This window comes from Streptomyces sp. NPDC001903, assembly GCF_042891345.1.
Taxonomy (GTDB): domain Bacteria; phylum Actinomycetota; class Actinomycetes; order Streptomycetales; family Streptomycetaceae; genus Streptomyces.
Window position 1 is genome coordinate 151,967 of sequence record NZ_JBIASZ010000020.1, and the last position, 6,980, is coordinate 158,946.

Consider the following 6,980-nt stretch of genomic DNA (forward strand, 5'->3'; position numbering starts at 1 on the left):
GCGGGCCGTCAAGATCGTTGGCAAGGCGTGAAAACCATTGGGGTCTCTCGGTGGACGAGGCGGAGCGGGACCGGCTGTGGGACATCGCGGCCGGCTGTGGCGGCAGCGACGTCGAGTTCACCCGCGCCCCGTAGGGCTGGGGCTGCCCGCAGGCCGAGGGCCGTCACGGCGGCGGGCCGCCCTCCCGCACGACGTATAGCGCGAGGGCTCTTTAACCCTTGCGGAACGGCTCGCCGCCCCTTGCCGGCCCTGGACCGGCGGGGCGGCCCTCGCCGGGGCATCGCGCGCATACGGTCTTATCAGACCATAACCGCATGCGGTGAGGCTGTCGTATCAGTGGCGGTCGAGGTCGTGGTAGACATCCATCACGTAGAAGAGCTCGTCCTTGTGTTGGATGTACTGCTCCGCTGGGGGGTACTTCCTGGACTGTCCGTCTGCTCGGGCGATCGCGATTCGGTTGGGGAGTGACCTCCCGCCGCTGACGACAACCACGGGTACCCCGTCGCGGTACTCGATGGAGAGCGTGCCGATGTCCTCGGGCTTGACCTGGGCTGCCGGGATAAGGGCCGCGTCGGCGACCTCGGTGGTCTCGATCGCGGCTGACTTGTCGACGTCTACGACTCCTTCGCCGATGAAGTCGTCAACGGGCAGTGCGTCTTTCTCGTAAGCCATGTCTCTGTCCCTTCTCTGGTCGGCGTGCTGCCGACCTGGTCAGAGGGTGGCAGTGCAGAGTGTCACCTTGCTGCCGGCTCGAGGCGGAACGGCCAGGAATCGACATGATGGCGTGAACGAGATCGCCCGTGTGGGGCCTTGACTGGTTATTCAGTGAGCCGGGGCAGCAACGCGGGGCCGCTGGTGATGTCCAGTCCCCGGAGAGCCGTGTACTCCAACCTCTACGAGTTCACCGTCGCGCCCCATGAATCCCGGAGCGGGACCGGTGAAGCTCTGTCGACTTCGACAAGGCGGCGGACGCCTTGAGGGAGACCTTGGGGGACAGCCTCGACTTGATCGAGGACGAGGACATGAGACTGGAACGCACCCTGCTTGCGCTGCCTCCCCTGTCTGACTGGCTGCTGATGGAGGCGGCCGACGACGTCGCAGTGTCCGAGCGCAGTGAGATTGACGCGGCCTTCGTGCACGCGGTCATTGCGACGGATGAAGACCTGCTCTGAGCCCTGTCGGCGCGTCGGTGAATTCTTCGAACGTGGAACCATCAGCGGGAACACCAAGCTGCCCTCACCCCTCCGGGTGAGGGCAGCTTGGGGCGGGCACGGCCGAGAACGCGATCCGTCGCCTACAACTCCTCGAGCAGGTTGCGGTCCTTGTATGCGTACCCTCCGATGTCCATCGTTTCTGCCCCCGAGCACGCCAGGTTGACGACGATGGAATCAGAGGAACGGGTAGCCCCAGCGATCTCTGATACGTCGGAGCGATGGCACCCGCGGTCGGAAGTTTCGGCTTGCGCGGTCGTAGTGAGCATGCCCAGGGATGCGGCGGCCCCGAGGGTGACAGCGGCAATTACGCGCTTGGTGTTGTTGTTCATGCCTGGCCAACGATGTTGACCCGCATACGTAACCCCGGTCCGCGGCAGTTCTGCCTATCGAGCCATCGGACGACCCGTGCCCAAGTCGCATACCTGAGACGATGCCATGGGCAGCTCATCGAAGCGTGCAGCGGTGGCCTCCAACGGAGATCTGAAAGAGACGGCCTACTGATCTTTTCGTAAGTTCGGTGGGTCTGGTGGGTGGATGGGTGAGAGTCTTCTGTCGTGTCGTCTCAATCATCGTCCACGGTTTCTGGATGGTCTGTTCCTCCGTTGTCGAGGCCGCAGTTGGCGGAGGCTCGGCGAGTCCGTGCGGCCGAGTTGTTCGGGCAGGGCCGCTCGAACGCCGAGATCGCGGGGATGGTGGGAGTCCATGCCGAAAGTGTGCGGCGGTGGAGACGCGCATGGGAGAACGGCGGAGCTCAGGCGACGGCCGGCATCCGGTCGCCGGCCGAAGTTGGGCGATGCCCAGGTGGAAGAGGTGCGGGCCGCGCTGGAGCGGGGTGCCCAGGCCCACGGCTTCGAGGCCGATCTGTGGACGTTGGAACGGGTCGGTGTGGTGGTCGAGCGTGTGACGGGGGTGTCCCTCTCACGGGCGTCGGTGTGGCGACTGCTGACCGGCCGGCTCGGATGGAGCCTGCAACGGCCCGAGCGGCGGGCCGTCGAGCGGGACGAGTCGGAGATCGCCCGCTGGATCGCGCATGAGTGGCCGCGCATCAAAAAGGGGCCGTGAACACACGTGCCTGGATCGTGTTCCTCGACGAATCAGGCGTCTCGCTCCTCCCGCAGATCCGCCGCACCTACGCGCCCCGGGGCCGCACCCCCCTCTTACGGCACCGCCTGAACTGGAAGCGCGCGTCGATGGCCGGGGCACTGGGCTACCACTCCACCGACCCCGACCGTGGGGCCCGCCTGTGCTTTCACCTCAAGCCCGGCAGCTACGACACTGCCGGGCTCATCGAGGTCCTGGAGCAGATGAAGATCTTCTACCGCGGCGAAAACGTGGTCCTCGTGTGGGACGGCCTGTCCGCTCACTGGAGCCGGGCGATGCGGGCGTGGGTCGCCGAACAGGGCTGGCTCACCCTGGAGCGATTACCCGCCTACGCTCCCGAGCTGAACCCGGTAGAACTGCTGTGGTCCTCGCTCAAGAAGCGTGAGCTCGCCAACCTCGCCGGCGACCACCTCGCGGACGTCGCCGACGCCACCGAGCAAGGCATCCAACGCATCAACACAAACCCTCAACTGCCGTGGTCATTCCTCACCCACACCGGCCTGACCATCCACCCACCAGACCCACCGAACTTACGAAAAGATCAGTAGTCGGAAGAGCGGTCCTTCAAGGAGTTATTGTCGGCGCCCCAGGACAGCGACCCGATAAAGAGCCTCTCCTTCGCTGGTGTGGTTGTCTCGATGGGACCAGCCGTGTACGCGGCGACAGCGTCGCCGGACGCATCTGCGACCGTGAGCCCTGCCGGAATAACAGTCCCGCCGCTGACGACGATCACCGGTTGACCCTCGCGGTACTCGATCGACAGTGTGCCAATGTCCTCGGGCTTGACCTCAGATGCCGGGATGAGCACGAGTTCCGTGGGGACTGCGCCCTCGGGGGTGGGAGTCAGGCCGAGGTTTGCGGCCTGCTCGGGTGACATCTGTGTCGGGGCGGGGCCGTGGTCGTTGGCTTCGGGTGTGGTCTTGGACATGGAGTCTCCAGTGTTGGTGAGCGTGTGGGAGTGGGGATACGGACGGGAACGATCAACCGCTCTGCTGTCTGTCCACAGGGCAGAGTTGTTTCCTAGGGGCGCATTTGGATGGTGTCGCTGATCTCCAAGGTGATGTAACCGTCCGCTACCCTCGCGGTCGGCGCAGTCTTCAATGGAGCAGCCGTATACGCCGCTACAGCGTTTCCGGCCGCGTCGACGACCGTGAGCCCTGCCGGGATGGCCGTCCCGCTGCTGACGACGAGCTGGGGCACACCGTCGACGTAGCGGAGGCTGAGCGTGCCGATGTCCTCGGGCTTGACCTGGTCTGCCGGGATAAGGGCCGCGTCGGCTACCTGGTTGGTGTCGATCTTGGCTGACTTGTCGACGTCTACGACTCCTTCGCCGATGAAGTCGTCAACGGGCAGTGCGTCTTTCTCGTAAGCCATGTCTGTGTTCCCTCTCCGGTCGGCGTGCTGCTGACCTGGTCAGAGGGTTGCAGTGCAGAGTGTCACTTTGCTGTGACTCCTGGCGGAACGGCCAGGAATCGACACGGTGGCGTGAACGAGTTCCCCCGTGTGGGGCCTTGACTGGTTTGTTTCACCGGGTCGGCACAGCAGTGCGGGGGTCTCCACCGGGTTCGGTGGAGACCCCCGCACTGCTGTGGTGTTGCCCGAGGCCGAGAACGTCCACTGGCAGCCCGTGCCGATATGGTGTGCGCGGGTGAGGCCGGGTGCCCAGAGCGCTCTGGGGGCAGCAGTACCACCGGTCTGTCTCAAGCAGGCAGGAGGGACCGGCCCGGTGATGGCCGGTCAGTGGCCGGCGGTATCCGCCCCGGGCCCCAGGGTGCGTCGGCCCGGGGAGCGGGTCACGGTGGGCGTCCCCGGCGCCGTGGCGGGCTGCTCGGCCGGCTCGACGGCGAGGCGGACCCGGCGCGCAGCCGTGGGCGGCGCGGCAGGTGTCGTGGGGCGGGGGCCCGCGCCCAGGGGGCGGCGTTCACTCATGTGCCCGGTTTCGTGGACACGGCCTGTGCGTTCGGCCGTTGGCTGATGGTGCGGTCCAGGGCGGCACGCAGGATGACCCCGGTGGTGACGATCTGCGCGGCGGCCTGGGCCCGTTCGGCGAGGGCCTCGTCCGGCGCGGCCCGCCTGCTGATCGTGTCGGTTCCCCACTGGTCGCCCCATGCTTGGAGGGCCTGGACGTGGGGGAGGTTGGTCCAGTACACCCCGCGCAGCAGCGGTACCGCGAGCGCGTCGGGCAGGGTGACGCACAGGCGCGCGGTGTATCCGGCGCCTCCGTACGGGCCGGTACCGCCGAGGTTCTGCCCGGCCTGCTGCGCTCCTTCGGGGATCGGCTCCCAATCCCGCAGCAGCCCGCGCGCGTCCAGCTCGGCGCGGAGCAGGGGGGCCAGGGCCCGCCACCGGGTGACCCGGTGGGTCCCTGTCTCGCGCAGCCGGTCGCGCTCGCCGCGGATCCGTGCACGCGCGGCCCGCAGGGCGGGGCCTCGCAGATCGAGCAGGCCGGCCTGCTGCTCGGCGGCGGCCTGCCAGCGGGTTTCGGCGGTCTTCTGCGCGTCCACGTAGGCGTCAAGCCGGTCGAGGTCGGCGGGTGGTACCGCGATGACCATGGTGTGTCCCATGTCCTCCATCATTCCTCGCCGAGCGGGCGGTTCGGGCCGGATTCCAGCAGGTCAGAGCCTTGCTCGGCCAGTTGAGACGAGCCCGTGCGCCGGCCCGGCCGTAGCCGGTCTCTCAATCTATATAGATACTCGAATCGCGTGGTGGTGGGTCTGTCTGATTCCTGTTTCCATCCGTGGTTCAGTTTGATGCAGCGCATGGACGTTCCGTGGGGCTGGTGTTGGCCTGCTCCGGGACTGGGGGCCGGTACGGGCGAGGGGTGGTGGCTTGGTTGTGGCTGTTTTGGCGGCGTGTAGTCGCCGGTTGTTGGGGGCTGTGGTGGGGGAGATTGGGCGGGTAGGAGTGGTTTATGGGAGAGAGGGAGAGTGTCATGGCGGACGAGCAAGAGGTTGAGGTCACGGCTGAGGAGGCTCCGGTGGAGAAGCCGACTGTCGTGGCGGGGCGTCAGAGGCTGGAGACGAAGGAGATCCGGGGGCAGGTCATCACGCACACGATCGTTAAGCCGATTCCTGAGTGACTTCCAGGGGTCGGGTGACGGTCCGGCCGCAGGCGGCAGCGGACGCCCCTGCGGCTCGGGGCCGGCACCCGGCTGATGGCAGTAGCCCCTCCCCGGCTGCGTAGCCAGCGCCCGCGGAGCGGGATGTCCTGGAGGCGGGGCCGGAAAGACCCGAGGTGGGAGCGGAGTGGACTCGCCCAACGGGTCGTAGGCCCGGACCCTGTGAAACGGGGTCACCTCCCGTCACAAAGTGCGGGAGTCTTTGGGGCCCGCCTTGGTGGAGCGCGGCGGAACCGGGGGCGCGGGTGGGGCCGAAGGAGTGGCCGTTTTAGGAAGGGGCGCTCGGTGTGGGGGTGTTGTCGCTACGATCTTGGGGACCGTAACTCTCCGAACACGGGGTGGATGCTATGGATGGCAGTGAAGTGTCGGCCGCGGCTGGCAGTGCGTCTCCGGAGAATGTTGTTCATGCCTTCACGTTCACCGCGGGTGCGGAAGTCGGGATGAGGCTGCTGAACACTTCGGGTGGGACTGGTGAGAGGGCCTGCGATCTTCTCGCCGCGGATGGCCAAACGGCGGCGAAGCTGCCGGAGGGCATCAAATTTGGCTCGGACTGTTCTCTGAGTGGGACGCTGGCAGCGATCACGGAGAAGTCATCGAGGTATGAGTACCAGGTTCGTGTCCGGTACCAGGACGGCGGCGTGGTGGATGAATCGATGGTGTTGGTCGTTAACCCACCGATCAGGATGGACGTCTCAAATGTGCAGGTGACTGCCGGTGGGCGGCTTGATGCTCCGCTCCAGGTCGTAAGGGTGTCCGGCGGATCGGGGGCCATCCGGGCAAGCCTTTTCGAGAGTGATGGTAAGACCCCGGCGATTTTGCCGGAGGGTCTGCGGTTCAACGAGATCAACGGCACTCTCGAAGGCAAGATTCCGCTGGTAGCCATGGAGAAGAAGTGCGTGATCAAAGCTGTGGACCAGGGGGGTGGCTCCATCGAGCGGGCGTTCACCCTCAAGGTGAACGCCCGCTGAGGCTGACAGTGATGTAGCTGTCACTACTGACACGGCGATGGATGAACCGCACCGGCCCGCACGGAAACTCCGATGTACCCCGGTGCGGTGCGTCAGGGTGGGCAGCGGAGCGGACCCTGCTCAATTCGACGTAGGCCGTGACCCCGTGAAGCGGGGTCACCCCCGAGCGAAGCGCAGGAGCTTCGCCCCGCGCAGCGGAACGGAGCCAGTCCGGAGCGAAGCGCAGAGCCGGGCCCTGATGATCTGCGTTTGTCAGTGGTCAGGGGTGGGATTGTCTCTGGTCAAGGCCGTGCCTTCTGCAGGGCAGGCTCCGGCCAGGGCGCCTCACCCCGTTCTGCTGCTGGCTGGGCCCGCGTAGCGGGTCCTGGTCCTGGAGGCGGAGCCGGAAGGGCCCGGGGTGGGGGAGCGGAGCGGACCCGCCCAACGGGCCGGAGGCCCGGACCCCGTGAAACGGGGTCATTCAGGCCTGCGGAGCAGGCCGTTCGGGGTGCAGCGAAGCGAAACCCCGAACCTGTCCGGAGCGAAGCGTAGGACTCCGGCCCGAAGGGCCGGCTCTGGCTCGGCGAAGCCGAGCCCCGT

At 66.7% G+C, this 6,980-nt stretch carries 10 protein-coding genes and 1 pseudogene; 6 read left to right on the forward strand and 5 right to left on the reverse strand.

Features of this window, described 5'->3' with window-relative positions; genetic code table 11:
• Nucleotides 1–333 precede the first annotated feature (333 nt).
• Nucleotides 334–672, reverse strand: coding sequence for a hypothetical protein (locus ACFYZS_RS33585; RefSeq protein ID WP_389021036.1), 339 nt, complete (start codon nt 670–672; stop codon nt 334–336).
• Nucleotides 673–1,004: 332 nt separating this feature from the next.
• Between ACFYZS_RS33585 and ACFYZS_RS33590 the strand changes: the two genes are divergently transcribed.
• Nucleotides 1,005–1,172: a hypothetical protein gene (locus ACFYZS_RS33590; protein ID WP_389021039.1), complete on the forward strand. Its 168-nt coding sequence runs from the start codon at nt 1,005–1,007 to the stop codon at nt 1,170–1,172.
• Between the two features lie 122 nt (nt 1,173–1,294).
• On the opposite strand, the gene ACFYZS_RS33595 is transcribed toward ACFYZS_RS33590, so the two are convergent.
• Nucleotides 1,295–1,543: a hypothetical protein gene (locus ACFYZS_RS33595; RefSeq protein ID WP_389021041.1), complete on the reverse strand. Its 249-nt coding sequence runs from the start codon at nt 1,541–1,543 to the stop codon at nt 1,295–1,297.
• 225 nt (nt 1,544–1,768) lie between these two features.
• Here ACFYZS_RS33595 and ACFYZS_RS33600 point away from each other — a divergent pair.
• From ACFYZS_RS33600 to ACFYZS_RS33610, 3 genes and pseudogenes are all read left to right on the forward strand, one after another.
• A pseudogene (locus ACFYZS_RS33600) lies at nt 1,769–1,981 on the forward strand (helix-turn-helix domain-containing protein); the annotation flags it as partial.
• 19 nt (nt 1,982–2,000) lie between these two features.
• Nucleotides 2,001–2,276: a winged helix-turn-helix domain-containing protein gene (locus tag ACFYZS_RS33605; protein WP_389021043.1), complete on the forward strand. Its 276-nt coding sequence runs from the start codon at nt 2,001–2,003 to the stop codon at nt 2,274–2,276.
• On the forward strand, nt 2,273–2,863 hold the full coding sequence (locus tag ACFYZS_RS33610) for an IS630 family transposase (RefSeq protein WP_389021046.1): 591 nt from the start codon (nt 2,273–2,275) through the stop codon (nt 2,861–2,863). The genes ACFYZS_RS33605 and ACFYZS_RS33610 overlap by 4 nt, the downstream gene beginning before the upstream one ends.
• On the opposite strand, the gene ACFYZS_RS33615 is transcribed toward ACFYZS_RS33610, so the two are convergent.
• The 3 genes from ACFYZS_RS33615 to ACFYZS_RS33625 form a co-directional block, all read right to left on the reverse strand.
• A complete protein-coding gene (locus tag ACFYZS_RS33615; protein WP_389021049.1) occupies nt 2,857–3,243 on the reverse strand; it encodes a hypothetical protein in 387 nt (128 codons plus the stop codon). The genes ACFYZS_RS33610 and ACFYZS_RS33615 overlap by 7 nt on opposite strands.
• A gap of 92 nt (nt 3,244–3,335) precedes the next feature.
• The gene (locus tag ACFYZS_RS33620) at nt 3,336–3,689 is read right to left on the reverse strand and encodes a hypothetical protein (protein WP_389021052.1); all 354 of its coding nucleotides are present in this window, start codon (nt 3,687–3,689) and stop codon (nt 3,336–3,338) included.
• Nucleotides 3,690–4,240: 551 nt separating this feature from the next.
• The gene (locus ACFYZS_RS33625) at nt 4,241–4,879 is read right to left on the reverse strand and encodes a hypothetical protein (protein ID WP_389021055.1); all 639 of its coding nucleotides are present in this window, start codon (nt 4,877–4,879) and stop codon (nt 4,241–4,243) included.
• A 347-nt stretch (nt 4,880–5,226) separates the two neighbouring features.
• On the opposite strand from ACFYZS_RS33625, the gene ACFYZS_RS33630 reads away from it, so the two are divergent.
• Together ACFYZS_RS33630 and ACFYZS_RS33635 are read left to right on the forward strand one after the other, a co-directional pair.
• Nucleotides 5,227–5,394 (forward strand): hypothetical protein, encoded by a 168-nt coding sequence (locus tag ACFYZS_RS33630; protein ID WP_389021057.1) that lies wholly within the window; start codon nt 5,227–5,229, stop codon nt 5,392–5,394.
• A gap of 386 nt (nt 5,395–5,780) precedes the next feature.
• A complete protein-coding gene (locus ACFYZS_RS33635; protein ID WP_389021060.1) occupies nt 5,781–6,401 on the forward strand; it encodes a hypothetical protein in 621 nt (206 codons plus the stop codon).
• Nucleotides 6,402–6,980 lie beyond the last annotated feature (579 nt).

What these genes read in the sequence shown, in the direction of transcription:
- ACFYZS_RS33585 (WP_389021036.1), bottom strand. Translation starts at nt 672, where the DNA reads ATGGCTTACGAGAAAGACGCACTGCCCGTTGACGACTTCATCGGCGAA.
- ACFYZS_RS33595 (WP_389021041.1), bottom strand. Translation starts at nt 1,543, where the DNA reads ATGAACAACAACACCAAGCGCGTAATTGCCGCTGTCACCCTCGGGGCC.
- ACFYZS_RS33615 (WP_389021049.1), bottom strand. Translation starts at nt 3,243, where the DNA reads ATGTCCAAGACCACACCCGAAGCCAACGACCACGGCCCCGCCCCGACA.
- ACFYZS_RS33620 (WP_389021052.1), bottom strand. Translation starts at nt 3,689, where the DNA reads ATGGCTTACGAGAAAGACGCACTGCCCGTTGACGACTTCATCGGCGAA.
- ACFYZS_RS33625 (WP_389021055.1), bottom strand. Translation starts at nt 4,879, where the DNA reads ATGGGACACACCATGGTCATCGCGGTACCACCCGCCGACCTCGACCGG.
- ACFYZS_RS33630 (WP_389021057.1), top strand. Translation starts at nt 5,227, where the DNA reads ATGGGAGAGAGGGAGAGTGTCATGGCGGACGAGCAAGAGGTTGAGGTC.
- ACFYZS_RS33635 (WP_389021060.1), top strand. Translation starts at nt 5,781, where the DNA reads ATGGATGGCAGTGAAGTGTCGGCCGCGGCTGGCAGTGCGTCTCCGGAG.